Genomic DNA, 22146 nt, shown 5'->3' with positions numbered 1-22146 from the left:
CCATGAAACTGTTCAAACACTTCCTGCTTGCTGCCAGCCTGATCGCCGGCATTGCGCCACTGGCACAGGCGGCCGAGCAAAAGCTGGTGACCATCGGTTTCCAGAAAGGCAGCGGCCTGCTGGCCCTGCTCAAGGCCCAGGGTACGCTGGAGAAAAGCCTGTCGGCCACGCAGCAGCAGGTGCGCTGGATCGAGTTTCCGGCCGGCCCGCAGATGCTCGAAGCGCTCAATACCGGCAGCATCGACTTTGGCAGCACCGGTGCGCCGCCGCCTGTTTTCGGGCAGGCGGCCGGCATCGACCTGCTGTATGTGGGCGCGGAGCCGGCGCCGGTGCACAGCGAAGCGATCTTTGTGTCCAAAGACTCGCCATTACGCGACGTCAAGCAGTTGAAGGGAAAAAAAGTGGCGTTCCAGAAAGGCTCGGGCTCGCACTTTCTGCTGCTGGTGGCGCTGCAGAAAGCCGGCTTGAGCATGCGCGATATCACGCCGATTTATCTGGCGCCCGCCGAGGCACGCGCCGCCTTTGTCAGCGGCAAGATCGATGCGTGGGTGGTATGGGACCCGTATTTTGCGTCGGCCCAGCAGGCCTATCAGGTGCGGGTACTGGCCGATTACGCGGGGCTGCCGCTGGCCAACGGCTTTTACCTGGCCTCGCGCAAGTTTGCCGGCCAGTCGCCGCAGCTGCTGTCGGCCGTGCTCGGGCAGATACGCGAGGCCGGTACCTGGGCCAATAAGCATCCCAAGGAAATTGCCGCGCTGGTCGGCCCGCTGACCGGCTTGCCGCCCGATATCGTGGCCATCTGGCAAGGCCGTTCACGCTATGGCGCGGTACCGGTCACCAGCGACATCGTGGCCAACCAGCAGCGCGTGGCCGATGCGTTTTACCAGCAGAAGCTGATACCAAAGCCGGTGGTGGTAGCCGGCAGCGTGTGGACGTGGAAGCCGGCAACGCCGTGATGTAGATACGTGGCCACGTAGGTCGGATTAGGCCCCGCAGGGGCCGTAATCCGACAACATTGCTAACGCATGCAGTTAATGCTGATGCCCGCAACCCGGCCCATGCACATGCCCCGACGACTGCTTGATGGTCATGTCGGCCTTGGCATCGCGGCCGCTGTCGCCCGGGTAGCCGGCAGCGCTCAAACGGTCCAGATAATCCTGCCACAAGGTAGCTTGTTCTGCGCCCAGTTTGTACAGATAGCTCCAGGTGTACAGGCCCGAATTGTGGCCGTCGCTGAAGGTCGGCTGCACGGCGTAGTTGCCGACTGGCTCCAGGCCGGACAAGCCGACCAGGCGCTTGCCCAGCTGCAGCGTTTCCTGGCCCTTGCCGTGACCTTGCACTTCGGCCGACGGCGAATAGACGCGCAGGTATTCATACGGCAGCGAAAAGCTGGCGCCGTCGTCAAAACTGATGTCCAGCACGCGCGAAGCGTTATGCAGGGTGATGCCGGTAGGCTGGGGAGTATTGGTTACGGTCATGGTATGTTTCAGGCAGACAAACGTTCGATAATAGCGGCGTGCAATTGCGGCAGCAGCGCGCGGCGGGCGGCCAGCACCGCGGGATCGGTGGCGCGCTGGACAGGCGCCCAGCTCGGTTGCGGGAAATGCGCATCGTCGCCATAGCGGGGAATCACGTGCCAATGCACATGCGGCGTCATATTGCCGAAACTGGCGACGTTGACCTTGTCCGGCTGCATCACTTCACGCACGGCCAGCTCGACCTGCCATACCGCGTCCATCACGGCATTGCGCTCGGCGGGCAGCAGGTCCGTCATTTCCTTGACATGGCTGTTCCAGAGCACGCGGCAAAAGCCGGGATAGGCCGGATCGTCAACCGCCACCACTGACAACTGTTCGCTGCGCCATAGCAGCGCTTCGCGCCCCTGCCCGGCAGCAAAACCGTCGAGCAGCTTGCACAGGTCGCACGAACTCACACCGGCACGCACACCCGAACTCAAACCAGCACCCGCTCGATGCCGCCATCATTGGCGCGCTTGACGTATTCCGGCATCCAGTTTTCTCCCAGCAAGTGTTTAGCGATTTCAACGACGATATAGTCGGCCGTGGTGCCCGAATCGTCATTGTAGCGCGACAGGCCTTGCAGGCAGGACGGGCAGCTGGTGAGTATCTTCACGTCGCCGGCAAAGCCGTCGCCGCGCAGCTTGTCGGCGCCCTTGACCATTTCCTCTTCCTTGCGGAAACGCACTTGCGTGGAAATGTCGGGGCGCGTGACGGCCAGCGAACCGGATTCGCCGCAGCAGCGGTCATTCTTCTCGATCTTCACGTTGTCTACCGTGCTGATCAGCGAGTTGATGGTCTTGCTTGACTCCTGCAGCTTCATCGGGTTGTGGCAAGGCTCGTGGTACATATAGCGCGTGCCGTTGACGCCTTCGAGCTTGACCTGTTTTTCCAGCAGGTATTCATGGATATCCATGATGCGGCAGCCCGGGAAAATCTTCTCGAACTGGTATGTTGCCAGCTGGTCATAGCAGGTGCCGCACGATACCAGCACGGTCTTGATGTCGAGGTAGTTAAGCGTATTGGCCATGCGATGGAACAGCACGCGGTTGTCCGTCATCATCTTTTCGGCCTTGTCGAACTCGCCGGCGCCGCGCTGCGGATAACCGCAGCACAGGTAGCCTGGCGGCAAGACCGTCTGCACGCCCACTTCCCACAACATCGCTTGCGTTGCCAGCCCCACCTGCGAGAACAGGCGTTCCGAACCGCAACCGGGGAAGTAGAACACCGCTTCCGTATCGGCCGTGGTGGTCTTCGGATTGCGGATAATCGGCACCACCTTGTCGTCTTCGATATCGAGCAGCGCACGCGCGGTTTTCTTGGGCAGGTTGCCCGGCATCTTTTTATTGATGAAGTGGATCACCTGCGCCTTGACCGGCGGCTTGCCGGTGGTCGGCGGCGGCGCCTTGGTCTGCTTCTTGGCAAATTTCTTGAGCAGGTCGTGCCCCAGGCGCTGCGCCTTGTAGCCCCAGCCGATCATGGTCTTGCGCGTGGCATTGATCGTCACCGGATCGGTGGCGTTCAAAAACAGCATGGTGGCCTTGGTACCGGGATTGAAGCTCTTCTTGTCCATCTTGCGCAGCAGATTGCGCATATTCATCGACACATCGCCAAAGTCAATATTGACCGGGCACGGCGTCACGCATTTATGGCAGACCGTGCAATGGTCGGCCACATCCTCGAACTCTTCCCAATGCTTGATGGAAATGCCGCGGCGCGTCTGCTCTTCGTACAGGAACGCTTCAATCAGCGACGAGGTCGCCAAAATTTTATCGCGCGGCGAGTACAGCATATTGGCGCGCGGCACGTGGGTCGAGCACACGGGTTTGCACTTGCCGCAGCGCAGGCAGTCCTTGACGCTGTCGGCAATCGCACCGATATCGCTTTGCTGCATGATCAACGATTCGTGCCCCATCAGGCCAAACGATGGCGTATAGGCATTGCGCAGGTCGGCGCCCATGTCAGGCAGGTTCAGCAGCTTGCCCTTGTTGAAGCGGCCTTCCGGGTCGATGCGCAGCTTGTAGCTGCGGAAGTCGCCGATTTCTTCTTCGGTCAGGAACTCCAGCTTGGTAATGCCGATGCCATGTTCGCCAGAAATGACGCCATTAAGCGAGCGGGCCAGGATCATGATGCGGCCTACCGCTTCATGCGCATCCTGCAGCATGGCGTAGTTATCGGAGTTGACCGGCAAGTTGGTATGCACATTGCCGTCGCCCGCATGCATGTGCAGCGCCACAAACACGCGGCTGCGCAGCACGCGCGCGTGGATGGCAGTGGCTTCATCGAGAATCAGCTTGAAGGCGGCGCCATTGAAGATCTGGCGCAGCTGGGCGCGCACTTCCTGCTTCCAGGTAATGCGCACGGTGCGATCCTGCACCACGTCGAACAGGGTGGCGCCGGGCTGGGTTTCCAGGCGCGCTGCAAACACGGGCAGCAGGCGCTCCAGACCCACGCCGGCCAGTTCATTCTGGATGGACGCCAGAGGCTGGTCCAAGTGGCTCAGCAAATAGGTCCAGCGCGCGGTGACCTGCGCCAGCAACTGCTGCGCCTGCTCCGGGCGGTCGCCCAGCATTTCAGCGTCGTCCACGCGGTCGTCCGAAGCGTCATCGCTCTTGCCGACCGGCAGATTGCCTTTGGCAAAAAACTCTGTCAGGGCGTCAGCCAGCTGCAGCTTGTTCTTGATCGACAGTTCAATATTGATGCGCTCGATGCCGTCCGTGTATTCGCCCATGCGGTTAAGCGGAATGACCACGTCTTCATTGATCTTGAACGCATTGGTATGCTTGGCAATCGCGGCCGTACGGGCGCGGTCGAGCCAGAACTTCTTGCGCGCTTCAGGGCTGACGGCCACGAAACCTTCGCCGACGCGCGTATTGGCAATACGCACCACTTCCGAGGCGGCCTGCGCCACCGCGTTTTCATCGTCGCCGACGATATCGCCGAACAGCGCCATCTTCGGCAGCACGCCGCGCTTGGACTTGGTGGCGTAGCCGACCGCGCGCAGGTAGCGCTCGTCCAGATGCTCGAGACCGGCCAGGCGGATGGTGGTGTATTGCTCGCCCTTGGCCGGCAAGCTGTCCAGGTAATCCTTGATTTCCACGATCGATGGAATCGCATCGCGTGCCTGGCCGAAGAACTCCAGGCAAACGGTACGGGCAAACTTCGGCATCTTGTGCAAAATCCAGCGCGCCGACGTAATCAGGCCGTCGCAGCCTTCCTTCTGGATGCCCGGCAAGCCGGCCAGGAATTTATCGGTGACGTCCTTGCCCAGGCCTTCCTTGCGGAACTTGCGGCCTGGAATTTCCAAAATTTCCGTCTTGAACGGCGCATTGGGCTTGCCCGCATCGCGCGTGGCCGGGTGGCGCCATTCGAGCTGGAAACGGGCCAGCTTGATATCGTGGATCTTGCCCAGATTATGGTCAAGGCGCGTGACATCGAGCCAGTCGCCGTTCGGGTCGACCATGCGCCACGAAGCGAGGTTGTCGAGCGCCGTGCCCCACAGCACGGCTTTTTTGCCGCCTGCGTTCATGGCCACGTTGCCGCCGATACACGAGGCATGCGCCGAGGTCGGGTCGACAGCAAACACGAAGCCGGCTTTTTCAGCCGCTTCCGAAACCTTGTTGGTGATCACGCCGGCACCCGAATAGATCGTCGCGTATTCGCTGGTGAGGCCCGGCAGCACGGTCATTTCCACCGGGCCCAGGGTAATCAGTTTTTCCGTGTTGATCACGGCCGACATCGGTGTGAGCGGAATCGCGCCGCCCGTGTAGCCGGTGCCGCCGCCGCGCGGAATAATCGTCAGCCCCAGCTCGATACAGCCTTTGACGAGGCCAGCCATTTCATCTTCCGATTCCGGGGTCAGCACCACGAACGGATACTCGACGCGCCAGTCGGTGGCGTCGGTCACGTGGGTCACGCGCGTCATGCCGTCAAAGCGCACATTGTGCTTTTCGGTATAGCGGCCCAGCACCTTCAGCGTGCGCTTGCGCAGGTCGTAGGTCTTGCGAAATTCCTCGCCAAAGTCGGCCACGGCCTTGCTGGCCGCTTTCAGCAGCAGCTCAACATTGTGGCTGCGCGCTTTGGCCACTTCCGGCGCTTCCTCTGGAGCGTTGTCACCGGCCGCATCGATGCTCATGCGGCGCTTGTCCACTTCAGCCAGGCGATGATGCAAGGCGTCGATCAGGCCCTGGCGGCGCTTCGGGTTGTCGAGCAAATCGTCCTGCAGGTAGGGATTGCGGCGCACCACCCAGATATCGCCCAGCACTTCATACAGCATGCGCGCCGAACGGCCGGTCTGGCGCGCGCCGCGCAGCTCGTCGAGCAGGCGCCACGAGTCCTCTCCCAACAGCCGGATCACGATCTCGCGATCGGAAAACGAGGTGTAGTTATACGGGATTTCGCGCAGGCGGCTCGCTGCGGGACCATTGGGCGTTTCTGCCAATAAAGCTTGAATATGTGCGGGAGCGTTCATGAATGTGAGGACGATGTGGACTGGACCCTAAAGACCCATTTTATCTTATTGCGTCGCACCATGCCGGAACAGCCTTAGACGGCCTAAGGTTTAAGTGAGGCGAACGCAACAGAATCAAATATGGAAAAGACGATTTTTTATCAAATAAAAAATCAGTTTCCAATTATTTTTAGTTGGAAAATGCCAATATATGACGCCGTCCACAAACTATCTTTTTGCCCAAAATGGGTGCAGACAGGCGTTGCAAACTGCCAAATGCTGGGGCCGCCCCAGGCGCCCGCAAAGGCATCCCGGGCCAAGCGAACGCTTTTGGCCCGCTGTTTTTAACCCAGCCACTGTCCGATCTGGTGCCACACGCCATCAGGCACGTAGAGCAGCAAGCCGGTCATGGTGAGATAACGCGCAAACTTGCCAACCGCCATATAAGCCACGCTGGGCCAGAACGGCAGCTTGAGCCAGCCGGCCAGCGTGCACAAGGGGTCACCCACGCCGGGCAGCCAGGCCAGCAGCATGGTCTTGGCGCCATAGCGGGCCAGCCAGCGGAACCAGCGCGTATCACGCTCCTTGGCAAACGCCTGCTTGGCGCGATAGCCCATCCAGTAGTCGACGGCGCCGCCCAGCGTATTGCCCACCGTGGCCACCAGGATGGTGGGCCAGAACAGGGCCGGATTGGCCTTGATGACGGCAAACACGGCCGGCTCCGAACCCAGCGGGAGCAGGGTGGCCGAGATAAAGCTGATCAGGAAAACCGAGGTCAGCCCTACTTCCGGCGCGGCAATCAGGTTCAGCAGCCAGGCAATTGCAGATTCAATCATTGCTCGCTTCGTGTTGCAGTCAGGCTCTCCATTATAATGAAGCGCAGCTTGCGCGCCGCACGAACCGTGCAGTCAAGCAAGGGCCAGCAGGGCTCACCGGCCCCGCCGTTCCATCAGCACCTCTGCACCTGGCTATCCGTCCGGGCGCACGATGCCGCCGCACACGAACACGCACCAGTCAACCCTGGCCCAGAATCACACGCTTGCAGACCATGAACATCGACTACCTCAAGAAAATCCTGACCGCCCGCGTCTATGACGTCGCCTCCGAAACGCCGCTGGAACTGGCTCCTGCCCTGTCGCAGCGGCTGGAGAACCAGATTTACTTCAAGCGCGAAGACATGCAAAGCGTGTTCAGCTTCAAGGTGCGCGGCGCCTACAACAAGATGGCGCAGCTGAGTGAAGCGCAGCGCAAGCGCGGCGTCATTTGCGCGTCGGCCGGCAACCATGCACAGGGCGTGGCGCTGTCGGCCGCGCGTATGGGCTGCCGCGCGGTCATCGTGATGCCAACTACCACGCCACCGGTCAAGATCGACGCCGTCAGGGCGCGCGGCGGCAGCAGCGTGGAAATCGTACTGCATGGCGACTCCTACACCGATGCCTACAATCACGCCCTGACCTTGGAGCAGGAACAAAAGCTCACGTTTGTCCACCCGTTCGACGACCCGGACGTGATTGCCGGTCAAGGCACCATCGGCATGGAAATCCTGCGCCAGCATGCAGGTCCGATACACGCGATCTTTGTCGCCATCGGTGGCGGTGGCCTGATCGCCGGGGTGGCAGCGTACGTGAAACAGATTCGCCCCGACATCAAGATCATCGGTGTGCAGACGGTGGACTCGGACGCCATGGCGCGCTCGCTCAAAGCAAAAGAACGCGTGACCCTGCCCGATGTCGGCCTGTTTTCCGACGGTACGGCGGTGCGCCTGGTGGGAGAAGAAACTTTCCGCCTGGCACAGCAATATGTGGATGAGGTGATCATTGTCGACACCGATGCCATCTGCGCCGCCATCAAGGATGTCTTTACCGATACGCGCTCGATCCTGGAGCCGGCGGGCGCGCTGGCCATTGCTGGCGCCAAGGCGTATGTGGAGCGCGCCGCCCTGTCGCGCCATCCGATCCGCCATGAAACGCTGATCACGATCGCCTGTGGTGCCAACATGAATTTCGACCGCCTGCGTTTTGTTGCCGAGAGGGCCGAACTGGGCGAATTTCGCGAAGCCGTGTTTGCCGTCACCATGCAGGAACAGCGCGGCAGCTTCAAGCGTTTCTGCTCGCTGATCGGCGCGCGCAATGTGACCGAATTCAACTACCGCATCAGCGATGAAAAAGACGCTCACGTCTTTGTCGGCATCCAGATTGCCGACCGCCACGAATCGGGTGCGCTGGCCCGGCGTTTCGAGGAGCACCAGTTCCGCACGCTGGACCTGACCCACGACGAACTGGCCAAGTCGCATATACGCCACCTGGTGGGCGGCAAGAGCCGGCTGGCGCAGGACGAGCTGCTGTACCGCTTCGAGTTCCCCGAACGCCCGGGCGCACTGATGCGCTTTCTCGACAGCATGGCGCCGAACTGGAATATTTCGCTGTGCCACTACCGCAGCCAGGGCGGCGATGTCGGCCGCATCCTGATCGGCTTGCAGGTGCCGCCAGACGAGATGGGCGAATTCGGCCGCTTCCTCGATACGCTGGGCTACCGTTATTGGGATGAGACCAGCAATCCCGTGTATCAGTTGTTTTTAGGCTAAACCCCTGATCACTGCCGGGCCTGGGTGCCAGCAAAGGCACACCGGGCCAAGCGGGCCTGAAAAATGTCGAGGGCAAGGCGTAGGTCGGGTTAGCCCGCAGGGCGTAACCCGACAACACCACGGCTATCGGCATTTTCTCAGGTTCGCGTCCCTGCCCGCCACTTTTAGCGGCTTTAGGATCAGACCTCAACAGGTCTGCTCCCGATGCGCTACCATGCATGCTTGACTGTATGAATGGTACGACTATGACCACCACCAACGACCTCGCCGAACTGTCTCCGCTTGGCAAAAGCTCTGCTTACCGCACCGATTACGCGCCAGAACTGCTGTTTCCGATTCCGCGCCAGGGCAAGCGCGACGAACTGGGCTTGCAGGGCACGCTACCCTTCTTTGGCCTCGATATCTGGAACGCCTACGAACTGTCGTGGCTCAATCTGCGCGGCAAGCCGCAAGTGGCGATAGCGCGCATCAGCGCACCGGCGGACTCGCCCAATATCGTCGAGTCAAAATCGTTCAAGCTGTACCTGAACTCGTTCAACCAGACGCGCCTGGAAAGCCCGCAAGCGCTGCAGGTGTTGCTCAAACAGGATCTGTCGAACGGCTTTGGCGCGCCGGTACAGGTCGAGCTGACCATGCAGGAAGATTTCGACAAGCTCAAAATGGGCGAATTCGACGGCGTGCTGCTCGACCGGCTGGACCTGGAAATCACCCAGTACACGCCTTCGCCACTGCTGCTCAAGGCGGCGCTTGACGAAGCACCGGTGGAACAGACGCTGGTGTCGCACCTGCTCAAATCGAACTGCCTGGTCACCGGCCAGCCGGACTGGGGCAGCGTGCAGATCACGTATGCAGGGCCGCAGATCGACCAGGAAAGCCTGCTGCGCTATCTGATCGGTTTCCGCGAACATAATGAATTTCACGAGCAATGCGTGGAACGCATCTTTGTCGATATTCTGCGTCAATGCAAGCCGCAAAAACTGTCGGTCTATGCACGCTATACGCGGCGCGGCGGACTCGATATCAACCCCTGGCGCAGCAATTTCAGCACGGGCCAGATGCCGGGCAATCTGCGCAACGCGCGTCAGTAAGGTGTGAGCAACAACGGCACGAACATGCTGGAAACAGGAAAATAATGCCAATAAGCATGTTCGCCGTGTTTTAATACAACGCTGCGGTTGAGACGAACGGCAATAAAAAAACGCTGAAAAATTGGAAAATCCGTGTTCGGCGACGAAAAAACCGGCAGGACATTCGTTTTCAATCAAGAAATGGCTAATTGCCCTTGATATTATTCTTTTGGTAAATGTCATGTGCTTGCCGCCATAGCGCACACTGCGCCTGCAGCAGGCATATACTGTTGAGAATTGAGGTTACAGGCCCTATAAACAGGCCTATAATTCGGCTCGCAAGCCTTCTGCGCATTGCACCATTTCATTGAGTGTCATGACTAATCTTAGCAAAATCTTATCCCTCGAAAACGTCTGTCTCGACCTGGAAGTCTCCAGCAAAAAGCGCGCTTTCGAACAAGCCGGCCTGATCTTCGAGAACAACTACGGCATCGCCCGCTCCACCGTATCGGACAATCTGTTTGCCCGTGAACGGCTGGGCTCGACCGGCCTGGGCCATGGTGTCGCCGTGCCGCATGGCCGCATCAAGGGCAGCAAGACCTTGAAGGCGCCGCTGGGCGCGTTTGTACGCCTGGCCGAGCCGATTCCTTTCGAGTCGCCGGATGGCAAGCCGGTCAGCCTGCTGTTCTTCCTCCTGATTCCCGATCACGTTACCCAGCAGCATTTGGAAATCCTGTCGGAAATTGCAGAAATGTTTTCCGATGACGCCATCCGCACCGCGCTGGCCACCGATCCCGATGCCCGGTCCGTGCATTCGCGCATCGTCAATTGGCAACCCAGCTTGCAGACGGCAGGTTAAACTTCAGGTATTGACCCACTCCTGAAGAGCCCCTCATGTTGCAAACGCCGCTGACGATCCAACGCCTGTATGACGATAATCGTGAAAGCCTGCAACTGGGCTGGTTTGCCGGCTTTCCCGGCGGCGAGCGCCTCATTTCAGGCGACGTCTCGTCAGCGGCCGACCAGGTCGGCCACCTGAACCTGATTCATCCGGGCCGCCTGCAGGTGTTTGGCCATCAGGAAATCAATTACTACCAGCGCCTCAAGGTCAACACGCGCACCCATGTGATCGGCGAGCTGATCGCTGGTGGTCCGCCGGCGCTGATCATTGCACAGGGGCTTGAAACCCCGCCCGATATCCTGGCCATCTGCGACGAGCAGAATATTCCGCTGTTTTCCACCCCGCTGCCGGCAGCGCAGGTGATCGACTTCCTGCGCGTCTACCTGTCCAAAAAGCTGGCGCAACGCATCATCATGCATGGCGTGTTTATGGATGTACTGGGCGTGGGCGTGCTGATCACGGGCGACTCGGGCCTCGGCAAGAGCGAACTGGGGCTGGAGCTGATCTCGCGCAGCCATGGCCTGGTGGCCGACGACGCGGTCGAGTTTTCGCGCATTGCGCCCAACATGATCGAAGGACGTTGCCCGCCACTGCTGCAGAACTTGCTGGAAGTGCGCGGCCTGGGCCTGCTTGACATCAAGGCCATCTTTGGCGAAACCGCGGTGCGCCGCAAGATGCGCCTGAAGCTGATCGTACATCTGGTGCGCCGCAATGCACTGGAAGAAGAAGTCGAACGCCTGCCGTTCCTGTTCCCCACCGAAGATGTATTGGGCCTGCCGGTGCGCAAGGTCGTCATTCCCGTCGCTGCCGGCCGCAATATCGCGGTGCTGCTGGAGGCGGCCGTACGCAATACCATCTTGCAGTTGCGCGGCATCGACACCCTGCAGGAATTCATGGAGCGCCAGCGTCTGGCCATGAGCGGCGACTAATTGCAATAGTTTGTAAAGCCGTTGCCTGCAAGGCACAGGCGCGCTCTTTATTGTATGATCGCGCGTATGCATATCATTCTCCTGACCGGCATCTCCGGCTCCGGCAAATCCGTTGCACTCAAGGTGCTCGAGGATACCGGCTACTATTGCGTCGACAACCTGCCGCCGGCTTTGCTGCCCAGCCTGGTGCAGACCCTGCTCGATGAAGGAACCAGCCAGCTCGGTGTGGCAGTCGATGCGCGCAGCGCCGAGTCGCTGGCCAGTCTGCCGCACAACGTCAAGCTGCTGCGCGAACAAGGACACGATGTCAAGGTGCTGTTTCTCACGGCCAGCACCCACTCGCTGGTGGCGCGCTTTTCGGAAACACGGCGCAGCCACCCGCTGTCGCATGAATTACGGCCCGACCATAATCCGGCCAGCCGCCGTACCCTGATCGAATGCATACTGGAAGAGCGCGAACGGCTGTCGGCGATCCAGCAGCTCGGCCATGTGATCGATACCTCGGAGCTGAGCGCCAACAAGCTGCGCGCCTGGATCAAGGAGATGGTGGCCTCCGAACGCGCGCCGCTGACGCTGTTTTTCGAGTCGTTCGCCTTCAAGCTCGGCGTACCGCTCGACGCCGACTTCGTGTTCGACGTACGCGCGCTGCCCAATCCGTATTACGACCTGGCGCTGCGTCCGCTCGATGGCCGCGACGCACCGGTGATTGCCTTTCTCGACGCTCAGCCGGCCGCACTGGAACTGCTGGCCGATATCCGCAACTTTATCGAGAAATGGCTGCCCTCGTTCAAGTCCGACAACCGCAGTTATCTGACGGTAGCGCTCGGTTGCACGGGCGGTCAGCACCGTTCGGTCTATATGGCCGAGCACCTGGCGCAGTATTTCAGCGCCAGCGAACGGGTGGTGCTGCGGCATCGCGAACGCAGCTGATACAAAAGCTATAGACGCAAAAAAGGGCGCGATGCGCCCTTAGTTGATGATGACTAGCTGGAAGCGGCTGGCCTGCTGCCCTTATGCGGCGGCGACGGCGGCTTCTTCAGTGTTGTCCGGCAGATACTTGATCGCCTCTTTACCGTGCCCTTGCACGCGGGTTTTATACTTCATCACTTGCCGGTCCAGCTTGTCGATCAGGCTGTCAATCGCGGCATACAGGTCTTGCGCCAGGCTTTCCACATAGACGGTCTTGCCGCTCAGTCGCAGATTCACTTCGGCCTTCTGGCGTTTTTCTTTCTCTTTGAGGTTGTCGACGGTCAGAATCACGGCAATATCGATCACCTGATCGAAATGACGCTTTACACGTTCCAGTTTGGTTTGTACGTATTCACGGATGGCCGGTGTCACTTCGAGATGATGTCCGCTGATGGTGAGATTCATACACACTCCTAAAGATGATCGGGTTCATGCGTGACATGAAAACCTTGTCCGCAGAGGAACCGAAAAAAACTACAAGGACTTACGCAGGCTCACAGGCGGGATCTTTAACGCCTCCCGGTATTTGGCAACAGTACGTCGCGCAATCACCATGCCTTGCTCGCCCAGCATGTCCGCAATCTTACTGTCGGATAAAGGATTTTTAGGGTTCTCTGCTCCTGTCAATTGCACGATCAATGCACGTATCGCCGTCGATGACGCCTCTCCCCCCGTTTCGGTGGCGACGTGGCTGCCAAAGAAATACTTCAACTCAAACATACCATGCGGGGTGAGCATGTACTTTTGGGTTGTGACCCGCGAGATAGTACTCTCGTGTAAACCCAGTGTATCAGCTATTTCGCGGAGCACAAGGGGGCGCATTGCAACGGCGCCATGCGAGAAAAAATCCTTTTGTCGTTCTACTATCGCCTGCGCCACCCGCAAGATGGTGTCAAAGCGCTGGCGCATGTTCTTGATCAGCCACTTGGCTTCCTGCAACTGCGTGCCCATGCCACCCTCGCCTTCCCCCTTGCGCTGCTTGAGCAAGTTGGCGTACATGGCGTTGACGCGCAGGCGCGGCATCACGTCATTGTTGAGCGATGCCTGCCAGCCGTGCCGGCCACGCCTGACCACCACGTCCGGTACCACATAGTCGGAGACGTCGGAGGCAAACACGGCGCCCGGATGCGGGTTGCACAGGCGAATCACCGCCTGCGCTTCGCGCAGATCTTCCTCGTCGCAATCGAGGGCTTTTTTCAGCTTGTTGAAGTCGCGCTGGGCAAACCAGGCCAGGTGTTTTTCCACGATCTGCAGCGCCATGCGCCGCGTCACCAGCGCGACATGCGGCAGGCGGCGGATCTGCAGCGCCAGGCATTCGGCGGCGGTGCGCGCCCCCACGCCCGGCGGATCAAAGCTTTGCAGCAGCACCAGCGCCGTGCGCAGCTCGTCGGCATCGACTTCGAGCTCTTCAGGCAGGCGCGCAAGGATCTCTTCGAGCGGCTCGTCCAGGTAGCCATTGTCATCGAGCGCATCGATGATCAGTTCGACCAGCGCGCGGTCGCGCAGTTCGAGCACCGTGACGCGCATTTGCTCCATCAGGTGTTCGCGTAGCGTGCAGTGATGGGCTTCGAGTTGTGGGCGGGAATCGTCGTCTTCGGGAGCCTTGCCGCTGCGCGTATCGCTCCAGTCCGGCTCGGCGCTGTCGGGCGTGGTCGATTCACCACCGGCGTCAGCATCGCCGCTATCGGCTTCACCAGCCGGCGCCGGCGCTTCCTGGCCAGGCGGCTGCGGCGGTGCCTCGGCCGGCGCAGCGGTCGAGCTCAGGGCGCCGTCCGACAACAGGCGCAGGGAACGGTCGAGCGGATCGTCGAGCCGTTCCAGCAAGGGATTGTCGGTCAGCAGCTGCTCGAGCTCCTGGTGCAGCTCGAGCGTCGACAATTGCAGCAGGCGTATCGATTGCTGCAATTGCGGCGTCAGAGCCAGATGTTGCGACGTGCGCAGTTGCAATGATTGTTTCATCAGCTACCCATCAACTTACATGCGGAAATGTTCGCCCAGATAAACGCGGCGCACCGATTCATTCGCAATGATGTCGTCGGGGCGGCCCGAAGCAAGTACCGAACCCTGGTTGATGATATAGGCGCGGTCGCAGATACCCAGCGTTTCGCGCACATTATGGTCGGTGATCAGCACGCCGATATTGCGCTCTTTCAAAAAGCGCACGATGCGCTGGATCTCGATCACGGCGATCGGATCGACGCCGGCAAACGGCTCATCGAGCAGCACGAAGCGCGGGTCGGTCGCCAGCGCACGCGCAATCTCGACCCGGCGGCGCTCGCCGCCCGACAGCGACAGCGCCTGATTCTCGCGCAACTTTTCAATCTGCAAGTCGGCCAGCAGCTTGTCGAGACGCTCCTCGATCTCGGCTTTCTTCAGCGCGCGGCCGTCGACGGTCTGGATTTCCAGCACGGCGCGGATATTGTCTTCCACCGTCAGCTTGCGAAATACCGACGCTTCCTGCGGCAGATAAGACAGCCCCATCTGCGCGCGGCGATGTATCGGCAGGCTGGAGATATCAACGCCGCTGATATCGATGGTACCGCCGTCGGACGGCACCAGGCCGACGATCATGTAAAACGAGGTGGTCTTGCCGGCGCCGTTCGGGCCCAGCAGGCCCACCACTTCGCCGCATTCGACTTGCAGCGACACATCATGCACGACTTGCCGCTTGCCATAGGTCTTTTGCAGCCCCCGCACGATCAGGGTGCTGCCGCAACGTTGATTGTCCATTATTTCTTTCCTGCTTCAGGTGTCGCTGGCGCCTTCGGTTTCGGCTGGATCACCATGCGCACACTGCCGCCGCCCGGCTTGCTGGTGCCGCTGTCGCTGTTTTCCAGCTTGAAGACTTCATTGCGGCTGTCGTAGGAAATAAACGCGCCATTGGCCACGTCGGTCGGCTTGCTGCCTTCCAGGCGGGTCAGCTTGGCCTTGGAAAACAGGCGCACGATTTCCGATTTGTTGTCGTATTCCACGCGCTCGGCCTCGCCTTCGACCCACAGATCGCCGGCGCCGTCGCGCTTCTGGCGAAACGTGGCCAGCTTGCCCGGTTCAGCCCAGAAGGTGATGAACTGGTAGCCTTGCGGATCTTCCGTCACCATTGCGCGGCCGGCCTTCATGACCAGCGTGCCCTTGACCAGCGACACATTGCCATGCAGATTGCGCACCTGCTTGACTTCATCGGCGTCGCCATGGTCGGCGATGATCACGGTTTCCTTGTCGGAGTCGGCCTTTTCGGCGTGCGCCTGGCCCAGCATGGCCAGCGAGCACACGCCCGACAACAGGCCCAACAGCAAGATTTTTTTCATTTGAGGTTTTCCTTTTTGCATACTGTCATTTGGCCGCGCGCGCAGCAGGCTTGCGCGGCGGATACACGATGCGCAGCGACTGCGGCACCGTGACCACGCTGGTGGCGTTATTGGCCGTCATGCCCACGCCCGTGGTGTGGGCATCGCCCATCAGCAGATCGACCGGCGCGGTCGTTTCCATTTTTTCCTCGTCCGGGAAAATCGTCAGCGCCTCGGTCTTGAGCGACATGCGCTGCGATTTGGCACTGGCGGCCCGGTCGATCTCGACCTTGCGCGTCAGCTGCAGGCGCGTATTGTTCTGGTCGATATGGGCCAGTTCGGCGCGCATATTCATCGGCGGCAACGCCGGACTGAGCTTGCGCACGAAGGGCTGATCGATATCGGACGAATCGTCGGCCGGATAATGGGTCAGCTTGGTGCCGGACACGATATAGCTGGGTTTGCCCTCCAGGTCCATGCGCACCAGGCTGAAATTGGTGACGAAATAATCGGGCTCATCGAGCTTCTTGCTGGCGTTGATATCCTGCTCGCCGCGGTTCATCACCTGCAGCAGCCAGAAGCTGCCCAGCGCGAAAAATACCGCGCCCAGCACGGTGACGATCATGCGCCAGCGTGGGGCGCCCCCTGGCTTAGCCATATTGCTTCTCTTTCAAATGGTCGCGGCGCGTTTCACTCGAGAAACGGCGCCATCACGCGTTCATAATTGCCTTGCGCGCGCAGCAGGAATTCGCAGATTTCGCGCACCGCGCCGCGCCCGCCACCGGCTTGCGTGACATGATGAGCCAGCGCATGCGCTTCGGGCCGGCCGCCCGGCACGCTGACGGCAAAGCCGACGCGTTTCAACAGCGGCGCGTCGACCACATCGTCGCCGATATAGCCGCACTGTTCGGCCGAGAGGCCGGTCAGCGCCAGCAGCGCCTGAAACGGCGTCAGCTTGTCATGCCCGCCCTGATGCACATGGGTAAAACCGAGATCCTCGGCGCGGCGCGCCGTAATGGCCGAGCGGCGCGCGCTGATAATGGCCGTTTGCACGCCCGATTCCTGCAGCAGCTTGATGCCCAGGCCATCATACACATTAAACGTCTTCATCATTTCGCCGTCCGGGCCGAAATGCAGGCTGCCGTCGGTCAGCACGCCGTCGACATCGAAAATCATCAATTTTACTTTGGCGGCGCGCGCCAGGTTGTCTGCTACGCTGTCCATCAGATCACCTTCGCTTGCGTCAGGTCATGGATATGCAGCGCGCCGACCAGTTTGCCGTCGGCGTCGACCACCAGCATCTGGTTGATACGGTACTGCTCCATCACGGCCACGGCGTCGACCGCCAGGCGCTCGGGCGCAATGCTGCGCGGGTTGGCGTGCATCACGTCGCGGATCGCCACCTTGGTGAAATCCTGCACGCGCTCGAACATGCGGCGCAGGTCGCCATCGGTAAACACGCCAACCGGACGCTGCTGCTCGTCGACAATCGCCGTCATGCCCATGCCCTTCCTGGTAATTTCTTCCAGCGCCTGCAACAGGCTGGCCTGCAGCGGCACCTGCGGCACCTGTTCGCCGCTGCGCATCACGTCATGCACGTGCGTGAGCAGGCGCCGGCCCAGCGCGCCACCGGGGTGGGAACGGGCAAAATCTTCTTCTTTGAAGCCGCGCAGGTCCAGCAGCGCCACCGCCAGCGCATCGCCCAGCGCCAGCGTCACGGTGGTGCTGGCCGTAGGCGCCAGATTGAGCGGACAGGCTTCTTTTTCAACCGAAATATCGAGATGCACATCGGCCAGTTGCGCCAGGCTGGAGTTCGGCTTACCGGTCATGGCGATCAGCACGCCGCCCATGCGCTTGACCACCGGCATGATGGCCATCAGTTCGGACGACTCGCCCGAATACGAAATGGCAATAAACGCATCATCCGAAGTGACCATGCCCAGGTCGCCATGGGCCGCTTCGGCCGGATGCACAAACAGCGCCGGCGTACCGGTCGAGGCCAGCGTCGCTGCAATCTTGCGTGCGATATGGCCGGACTTGCCGATGCCCGACACTACCACGCGTCCTTTGCACTGCAGCAACAAGGCGACGGCACGGCCAACGCTGTCGTCGCTGTCGAGCCGCGCCTGCAGCGCATTGATGGCGTCCGCTTCGATCTGCAAGGTGGTGCGCGCCAGCGCGACGGCGCGCTCGGCTGTGGCTTTCATGTCAATTCGATCAAAAGCTTTCTGCATTGTTTTTTCATGGGTTACACTCATCCCCAAAGTATAAACGAATTAGGAAAGCAAAAAACTTGCCAGTCACAACAAACAACGATTTCCATTGACCGCAACAGGCAACCCATGTTTTCCTCGCTTGAACTGACATTGATGTTACTGGGCAGCGCCGTGCTTGGCGTGGTTGCTTTCAGAATGTTGCATTTGCCGCCCATGCTCGGCTACCTGGCCGTCGGCATCGTGATCGGCCCCCATGCGCTAGGGCTGGCCGCTGAAAACGAAGCCAGCCATACGCTGGCCGAATTCGGCGTGGTGTTCCTGATGTTTTCCATCGGGCTCGAGTTTTCCCTTCCCAAATTCATGGCCATGCGGCGCATCGTGTTCGGCCTGGGCATGGCGCAGGTGGCCTCGACCATTGCCGCCACCATGGCCTTCGGCTGGTTTGTCGCGCACTACCTGCAAGCGTATGTCCACCTGAGCTGGCAGGCCGCGTTTGCACTGGGCGGCGCGCTGGCCATGTCGTCCACCGCCATCGTGTCGAAGATGCTGACCGAGCGGCTGGAGCTCGAAAGCGAGCACGGCCGCAAGATCATCGGCATCCTGCTGTTCCAGGACCTGGCCGTGGTGCCGCTGCTGATCCTGATTCCGGCCCTCACGCGCGACTCCGACAACCTGGCCGAAACGCTGGCCTGGGCCGGCGCCAAGGCGCTGGTGGTGCTGATCCTGCTACTGTTTCTCGGCCAGAAGATGGTACGCGGCTGGCTGACGGTGGTGGCCAAGCGCCGCTCGCAGGAATTGTTCATGCTCAACCTGCTCCTGATCACGCTGGGCGCAGCCTGGATTACCGAGCGCGCGGGATTATCCTTGGCACTCGGCGCCTTTGTGGCCGGCATGCTGATCTCGGAAACCGAATTCAAGCACCAGGTGGAAGAAGACATCAAGCCGTTTCGCGATGTGCTGCTGGGGCTGTTTTTCATTACCGTGGGCATGCTGCTCAATATCCGCGTGGTGCTCGACAACTGGGGCCTGGTGCTGTTGCTGCTGTGCGCGCCGGTACTGCTCAAGTTTTCCCTGATCGCCGGCCTGGCGCGCCTGTTCGGCTCGTCAGCGGGGGTATCAATGCGCACCGGCCTGGCGCTGGCGCAGGCCGGCGAATTCGGCTTCGTGCTGCTCAATCTGGCCGGCGGCATCAAGCTGATGGACCCGTTCGTGGTGCAGGTGGTGCTGGCGGCGATGGTGCTATCGATGCTGGTGGCGCCCTTGATCATCGCCAAGTCCGACGCCATCGTGATGAAGCTGGCCGCCAACGAATGGATGATGCAGTCGCTGACGCTGACGCGTATCGCCACGCGCACCATGGCCTCGCAGAAACACGTATTGATCGCCGGCTTTGGCCGCAGCGGCCAGAGCCTGGCCACTTTGCTGACGGAAGAAAAGATCGAATACCATGCGCTCGACCTGGACCCGGAACGGGTGCAGGAGGCGCAACTGGCTGGCGCGCATGTCTCGTATGGCGACGCAGCGCGGCGTGAAAGCCTGGTGGCCGCCGGCGTCTATCGCGCCAGCGCGGTCGTGATTACTTACGCCAATACGCCGTCGGCGCTGCGCCTGCTGCATCTGCTCAATGAACTGGCGCCGTCGCTGCCGGTGATCGTGCGCAGCCATGACGACAGCGACCTCGACCAGCTACGCGAAGCGGGCGCCACCGAAGTCGTGCCGGAACTGATGGAAGGCAGCCTGATGCTCGCTTCGCACGCCTTGATCATGATGGGCGTGCCGCTGCGGCGCGTGGTGCACCGCGTGCAAACGGCGCGCGAGGAACGCTATGCCTCGCTGCGCGGCTATTTCCATGGCGCCAGCGACAGCGGCGACGAAGCCGAACTGGAACGGCTGCATTCGGTGACAGTCGGCGATGGTGCGCAGTGCGTGGGCCTGCCGCTCTCGACGGTTGATGTGGCCGCCTGCGGCGCGGCTGTTGCCACCATCCGCCGCGGCCGCGCCCGCCTGTCGGTCACGCCTGAAACTGAATTGGCCAGTGGCGACGTGGTGGTGCTGCGCGGCAGTGCCGACGCCGTGGCCAAAGCGGAAACGTTGCTGCTGAAGTAGCTGCGCTCACTGCGCGGCCTGGGCCTCGCTCCAGCTGACTACCTGGTTGCGGCCACCGGCCTTGGCCTGGTACAGCGCATGGTCGGCGTGCGCCACCAGTTGCTGCGCCACCACATCGAGCGGCAGCAGGCTGTCCGGCGACTGCGACGGCAAGCTCGCGACGCCGATCGAGACGCTGGCCCAGGTCTGCGTGCCGGCCGGCAGTTCAAATGGCTTCTCGGCAATGCTGGCGCGGATGCGTTCGGCCACAAAGGCAGCGCTGGCCAGGTCGGCGTCGATCAGCAGCACCACGAATTCCTCGCCGCCAAAGCGGCCCAGCGCGTCCGAGCGGCGCAGTTCCTGGCGGATGCGCACGGCCACCTCGCGCAGCACCTCGTCGCCGCCCTGATGACCATGGGTATCGTTGACTCGCTTGAAATGGTCGATATCGATATACATGCAGGCAATGCAATAGCTTTGCCGGCGCGCACGGCCGATCTCTTCGAGCAGGCGCCGGTCGATATAACGGCGGTTGTACACACCAGTCAGCGCATCGGTCAGGCCGATATACTTCAGCATTTCATTGCTGATCACGTTTTCCAGGCAAATGGCGATGATCGAGGCCATATGCTTGATAAAGTCGGTGCCCAGCACCGGGGTAAAACGGGCAGCATCGCTGCTGGCCAGGTTCAGGCTGCCGATCAGGCGTTTGTTGCGCAGCAAAGGCACCAGCGCCACGCTGCCGAGCGCCACCGTCGAACACGGAAAACGCGCCGCATGCAAGGCGGCGTCAAAAGCGCCCAATAGCGGCAGCGGCGCGCCGTCCGCCTGATCGCTGCCGACAGCAAAGCCCAGTTCCTGCACGCCATGGACAAACAGCAACTGCGGGAACAGGCTGAAATCGACACCGAGCTTTTCCATCACCAGCAAGATATCGTCATCTTCATCGAGCAGGCTCAGGGTCACGCCGTCGAGATCGGAGATCGCGGGCAAGGTGCGAAAAATCGTGCCGATCAGTTCGGGAAAGGTGGCAGCGCCGACGATTTCCAGGTCGAACGCCTGGTGACGGCACATGATGTCATGGTTGCGCTCGACCTGTTCAAGCAGGAACGCCAGCCGCTCGCGCAGGTTCTGGTTTTCCGCCTCCAGACGGGCAAGGCGCCCGTCGCTGGCATCGGCACCCGTGACGGGCAAAATTGCTTGGTTCATGATTACCTTACACCCTACAGTGCGCGCACGACACTCAAAACGCCAGTTCGAAACCGACTTCCTGCCCCACCACCAGTGGCTCGTCGCCGCCGGCGGTCACGATGGCATTCATGCCAAAGCAGATGGCGCCGTCCAGTTCAGGCTTGGCCCGGTAAGCCTGCATCACGTCCAGCGGGTCCGGACCGATCTCGCCAGTAGCCTGGTCCACCGAAGGAATCGGGCAGCGCGAACAAGGCTTGACCGGTTTCAGGGTGGTGGCGCCAAACTGCAGGAAATCGGCATAATCTTCTTCAAAAGCGCCGATCTCGCCGATCACCAGATTGGGCCGGAAACGGTTCATCGGTACCGGCGCGCGGCCGATGGTACGCAGCTTGTCATTGACGTCGTCAAGCGAAGCCTCGCTGGCGATCAGCACCGGATAGCCGTCGGCAAACATGGTGGAAGCGGCAATGCCGCCAGTCCATTTGGTGCTGGTGGGGCGCACCACCTCAGGGTGGAAGCGCACCAGCCGGCACGGCACGCCGATGGCCTTGGAGAACCAGGAAGCGGTGGCGTCATCGCAATCGTAGGCGCGCACAGTCTCGTCCCACAACTGCACCTCGAGCATCGGCGCCAGTTGCGGATGCGGCAAGCCCAGTTCGATTTCCAGGCGCAGCATGCCGGGCGCGCGCAGTTCCAGCGTGGAAGCCTTGATGCGCGGCACGATCAGCGCCATGCGCGGATGCTCGCGCTGGGTCAGAAAGCGCCCGTTGGCATCGACGACCATCCATTCGCGGTCATAGACCTGCTCGCTCATCAGGCCGTCGCGCGTCAGTACCGCTTCCTGCAGCGCAATACCGGCGCACGATTTGATCGGATAGAGCGTGATGTCGGTCAGGATAGCCATAAGCCAGCAGGATGCGCCATGATTGACGCCAGCAATTGTTCAGGGGCGA

At 60.9% G+C, this 22146-nt stretch carries 20 protein-coding genes; 7 read left to right on the top strand and 13 right to left on the bottom strand.

Annotated features, from left to right (window positions below):
• Positions 1-2 precede the first annotated feature (2 nt).
• The gene (locus GCM43_RS15330) at positions 3-956 is read left to right on the top strand and encodes an aliphatic sulfonate ABC transporter substrate-binding protein (protein WP_152245766.1); all 954 of its coding nucleotides are present in this window, start codon (positions 3-5) and stop codon (positions 954-956) included.
• A gap of 75 nt (positions 957-1031) precedes the next feature.
• On the opposite strand, the gene GCM43_RS15325 is transcribed toward GCM43_RS15330, so the two are convergent.
• The 4 genes from GCM43_RS15325 to GCM43_RS15310 form a co-directional block, all read right to left on the bottom strand.
• Entirely contained in the window at positions 1032-1478 is a 447-nt protein-coding gene (locus GCM43_RS15325; protein WP_152245764.1) for a gamma-butyrobetaine hydroxylase family protein, read from the bottom strand.
• 8 nt (positions 1479-1486) lie between these two features.
• Positions 1487-1933 (bottom strand): HIT family protein, encoded by a 447-nt coding sequence (locus GCM43_RS15320; RefSeq protein ID WP_152246022.1) that lies wholly within the window; start codon positions 1931-1933, stop codon positions 1487-1489.
• A gap of 20 nt (positions 1934-1953) precedes the next feature.
• Positions 1954-5988 carry a DUF3683 domain-containing protein gene (locus tag GCM43_RS15315; RefSeq protein ID WP_152245762.1) on the bottom strand — a complete coding sequence of 1345 codons (4035 nt, stop codon included), beginning with the start codon at positions 5986-5988 and terminating at the stop codon, positions 1954-1956.
• A 323-nt stretch (positions 5989-6311) separates the two neighbouring features.
• Positions 6312-6803 carry a YqaA family protein gene (locus GCM43_RS15310; protein WP_152245760.1) on the bottom strand — a complete coding sequence of 164 codons (492 nt, stop codon included), beginning with the start codon at positions 6801-6803 and terminating at the stop codon, positions 6312-6314.
• Positions 6804-7015: 212 nt separating this feature from the next.
• Here GCM43_RS15310 and ilvA point away from each other — a divergent pair, with 212 nt between their 5' ends.
• The 5 genes from ilvA to rapZ all read left to right on the top strand — a co-directional run bounded on the left by ilvA (position 7016) and on the right by rapZ (position 12378).
• On the top strand, positions 7016-8551 hold the full coding sequence (gene ilvA, locus GCM43_RS15305) for a threonine ammonia-lyase, biosynthetic (protein ID WP_152246020.1): 1536 nt from the start codon (positions 7016-7018) through the stop codon (positions 8549-8551).
• A gap of 245 nt (positions 8552-8796) precedes the next feature.
• Positions 8797-9639 carry an NADPH-dependent 7-cyano-7-deazaguanine reductase QueF gene (gene queF, locus GCM43_RS15300; RefSeq protein WP_152245758.1) on the top strand — a complete coding sequence of 281 codons (843 nt, stop codon included), beginning with the start codon at positions 8797-8799 and terminating at the stop codon, positions 9637-9639.
• A 355-nt stretch (positions 9640-9994) separates the two neighbouring features.
• A complete protein-coding gene (locus GCM43_RS15295; protein ID WP_152245756.1) occupies positions 9995-10477 on the top strand; it encodes a PTS sugar transporter subunit IIA in 483 nt (160 codons plus the stop codon).
• Between the two features lie 35 nt (positions 10478-10512).
• Positions 10513-11448, top strand: a complete 936-nt coding sequence (gene hprK, locus GCM43_RS15290) for an HPr(Ser) kinase/phosphatase (RefSeq protein ID WP_152245754.1) — start codon at positions 10513-10515, stop codon at positions 11446-11448.
• Between the two features lie 66 nt (positions 11449-11514).
• Entirely contained in the window at positions 11515-12378 is an 864-nt protein-coding gene (gene rapZ, locus GCM43_RS15285) for an RNase adapter RapZ (protein WP_152245752.1), read from the top strand.
• Positions 12379-12459: 81 nt separating this feature from the next.
• On the opposite strand, the gene hpf is transcribed toward rapZ, so the two are convergent.
• The 7 genes from hpf to GCM43_RS15250 all read right to left on the bottom strand — a co-directional run bounded on the left by hpf (position 12460) and on the right by GCM43_RS15250 (position 17935).
• Complete coding sequence (gene hpf / locus GCM43_RS15280; RefSeq protein ID WP_152245750.1) at positions 12460-12822, bottom strand: ribosome hibernation-promoting factor, HPF/YfiA family; 363 nt, start codon at positions 12820-12822, stop codon at positions 12460-12462.
• Between the two features lie 69 nt (positions 12823-12891).
• Positions 12892-14376 carry an RNA polymerase factor sigma-54 gene (locus tag GCM43_RS15275; protein WP_152245748.1) on the bottom strand — a complete coding sequence of 495 codons (1485 nt, stop codon included), beginning with the start codon at positions 14374-14376 and terminating at the stop codon, positions 12892-12894.
• A gap of 15 nt (positions 14377-14391) precedes the next feature.
• Positions 14392-15147, bottom strand: coding sequence for an LPS export ABC transporter ATP-binding protein (gene lptB, locus GCM43_RS15270; RefSeq protein ID WP_152245746.1), 756 nt, complete (start codon positions 15145-15147; stop codon positions 14392-14394).
• Positions 15147-15722 carry a lipopolysaccharide transport periplasmic protein LptA gene (gene lptA / locus GCM43_RS15265; protein ID WP_152245744.1) on the bottom strand — a complete coding sequence of 192 codons (576 nt, stop codon included), beginning with the start codon at positions 15720-15722 and terminating at the stop codon, positions 15147-15149. The genes lptB and lptA overlap by 1 nt, the downstream gene beginning before the upstream one ends.
• 25 nt (positions 15723-15747) lie before the next feature.
• Positions 15748-16359, bottom strand: coding sequence for an LPS export ABC transporter periplasmic protein LptC (lptC, locus tag GCM43_RS15260; protein ID WP_226929502.1), 612 nt, complete (start codon positions 16357-16359; stop codon positions 15748-15750).
• Between the two features lie 32 nt (positions 16360-16391).
• Positions 16392-16925, bottom strand: coding sequence for a KdsC family phosphatase (locus GCM43_RS15255; protein WP_152245742.1), 534 nt, complete (start codon positions 16923-16925; stop codon positions 16392-16394).
• A complete protein-coding gene (locus GCM43_RS15250) occupies positions 16925-17935 on the bottom strand; it encodes a KpsF/GutQ family sugar-phosphate isomerase (RefSeq protein WP_152245740.1) in 1011 nt (336 codons plus the stop codon). Before GCM43_RS15250 ends, GCM43_RS15255 begins: the two co-directional genes overlap by 1 nt.
• Positions 17936-18043: 108 nt before the next feature.
• Between GCM43_RS15250 and GCM43_RS15245 the strand changes: the two genes are divergently transcribed.
• On the top strand, positions 18044-20023 hold the full coding sequence (locus GCM43_RS15245) for a monovalent cation:proton antiporter family protein (protein WP_152245738.1): 1980 nt from the start codon (positions 18044-18046) through the stop codon (positions 20021-20023).
• A gap of 6 nt (positions 20024-20029) precedes the next feature.
• Here the strand turns inward: GCM43_RS15245 and GCM43_RS15240 are convergent, their stop codons facing one another.
• A complete protein-coding gene (locus GCM43_RS15240) occupies positions 20030-21211 on the bottom strand; it encodes a GGDEF domain-containing protein (protein WP_152245736.1) in 1182 nt (393 codons plus the stop codon).
• Between the two features lie 34 nt (positions 21212-21245).
• Positions 21246-22097 (bottom strand): MOSC domain-containing protein, encoded by an 852-nt coding sequence (locus tag GCM43_RS15235; protein WP_152245734.1) that lies wholly within the window; start codon positions 22095-22097, stop codon positions 21246-21248.
• Between the last annotated feature and the right edge of the window lie 49 nt (positions 22098-22146).

It is taken from the genome of Janthinobacterium aquaticum, assembly GCF_009208565.1.
Lineage (GTDB): Bacteria > Pseudomonadota > Gammaproteobacteria > Burkholderiales > Burkholderiaceae_D > Janthinobacterium.
The sequence above is the reverse complement of the archived record's forward strand: the minus strand, read 5'-3'. Positions and strand labels throughout refer to the sequence as shown.

What these genes read in the sequence shown, in the direction of transcription:
- GCM43_RS15330 (WP_152245766.1), top strand. Translation starts at nt 3, where the DNA reads ATGAAACTGTTCAAACACTTCCTGCTTGCTGCCAGCCTGATCGCCGGC.
- GCM43_RS15325 (WP_152245764.1), bottom strand. Translation starts at nt 1,478, where the DNA reads ATGACCGTAACCAATACTCCCCAGCCTACCGGCATCACCCTGCATAAC.
- GCM43_RS15315 (WP_152245762.1), bottom strand. Translation starts at nt 5,988, where the DNA reads ATGAACGCTCCCGCACATATTCAAGCTTTATTGGCAGAAACGCCCAAT.
- GCM43_RS15310 (WP_152245760.1), bottom strand. Translation starts at nt 6,803, where the DNA reads ATGATTGAATCTGCAATTGCCTGGCTGCTGAACCTGATTGCCGCGCCG.
- ilvA (WP_152246020.1), top strand. Translation starts at nt 7,016, where the DNA reads ATGAACATCGACTACCTCAAGAAAATCCTGACCGCCCGCGTCTATGAC.
- queF (WP_152245758.1), top strand. Translation starts at nt 8,797, where the DNA reads ATGACCACCACCAACGACCTCGCCGAACTGTCTCCGCTTGGCAAAAGC.
- GCM43_RS15295 (WP_152245756.1), top strand. Translation starts at nt 9,995, where the DNA reads ATGACTAATCTTAGCAAAATCTTATCCCTCGAAAACGTCTGTCTCGAC.
- hprK (WP_152245754.1), top strand. Translation starts at nt 10,513, where the DNA reads ATGTTGCAAACGCCGCTGACGATCCAACGCCTGTATGACGATAATCGT.
- rapZ (WP_152245752.1), top strand. Translation starts at nt 11,515, where the DNA reads ATGCATATCATTCTCCTGACCGGCATCTCCGGCTCCGGCAAATCCGTT.
- hpf (WP_152245750.1), bottom strand. Translation starts at nt 12,822, where the DNA reads ATGAATCTCACCATCAGCGGACATCATCTCGAAGTGACACCGGCCATC.
- GCM43_RS15275 (WP_152245748.1), bottom strand. Translation starts at nt 14,376, where the DNA reads ATGAAACAATCATTGCAACTGCGCACGTCGCAACATCTGGCTCTGACG.
- lptB (WP_152245746.1), bottom strand. Translation starts at nt 15,147, where the DNA reads ATGGACAATCAACGTTGCGGCAGCACCCTGATCGTGCGGGGGCTGCAA.
- lptA (WP_152245744.1), bottom strand. Translation starts at nt 15,722, where the DNA reads ATGAAAAAAATCTTGCTGTTGGGCCTGTTGTCGGGCGTGTGCTCGCTG.
- lptC (WP_226929502.1), bottom strand. Translation starts at nt 16,359, where the DNA reads ATGGCTAAGCCAGGGGGCGCCCCACGCTGGCGCATGATCGTCACCGTG.
- GCM43_RS15255 (WP_152245742.1), bottom strand. Translation starts at nt 16,925, where the DNA reads ATGGACAGCGTAGCAGACAACCTGGCGCGCGCCGCCAAAGTAAAATTG.
- GCM43_RS15250 (WP_152245740.1), bottom strand. Translation starts at nt 17,935, where the DNA reads ATGCAGAAAGCTTTTGATCGAATTGACATGAAAGCCACAGCCGAGCGC.
- GCM43_RS15245 (WP_152245738.1), top strand. Translation starts at nt 18,044, where the DNA reads ATGTTTTCCTCGCTTGAACTGACATTGATGTTACTGGGCAGCGCCGTG.
- GCM43_RS15240 (WP_152245736.1), bottom strand. Translation starts at nt 21,211, where the DNA reads ATGAACCAAGCAATTTTGCCCGTCACGGGTGCCGATGCCAGCGACGGG.
- GCM43_RS15235 (WP_152245734.1), bottom strand. Translation starts at nt 22,097, where the DNA reads ATGGCTATCCTGACCGACATCACGCTCTATCCGATCAAATCGTGCGCC.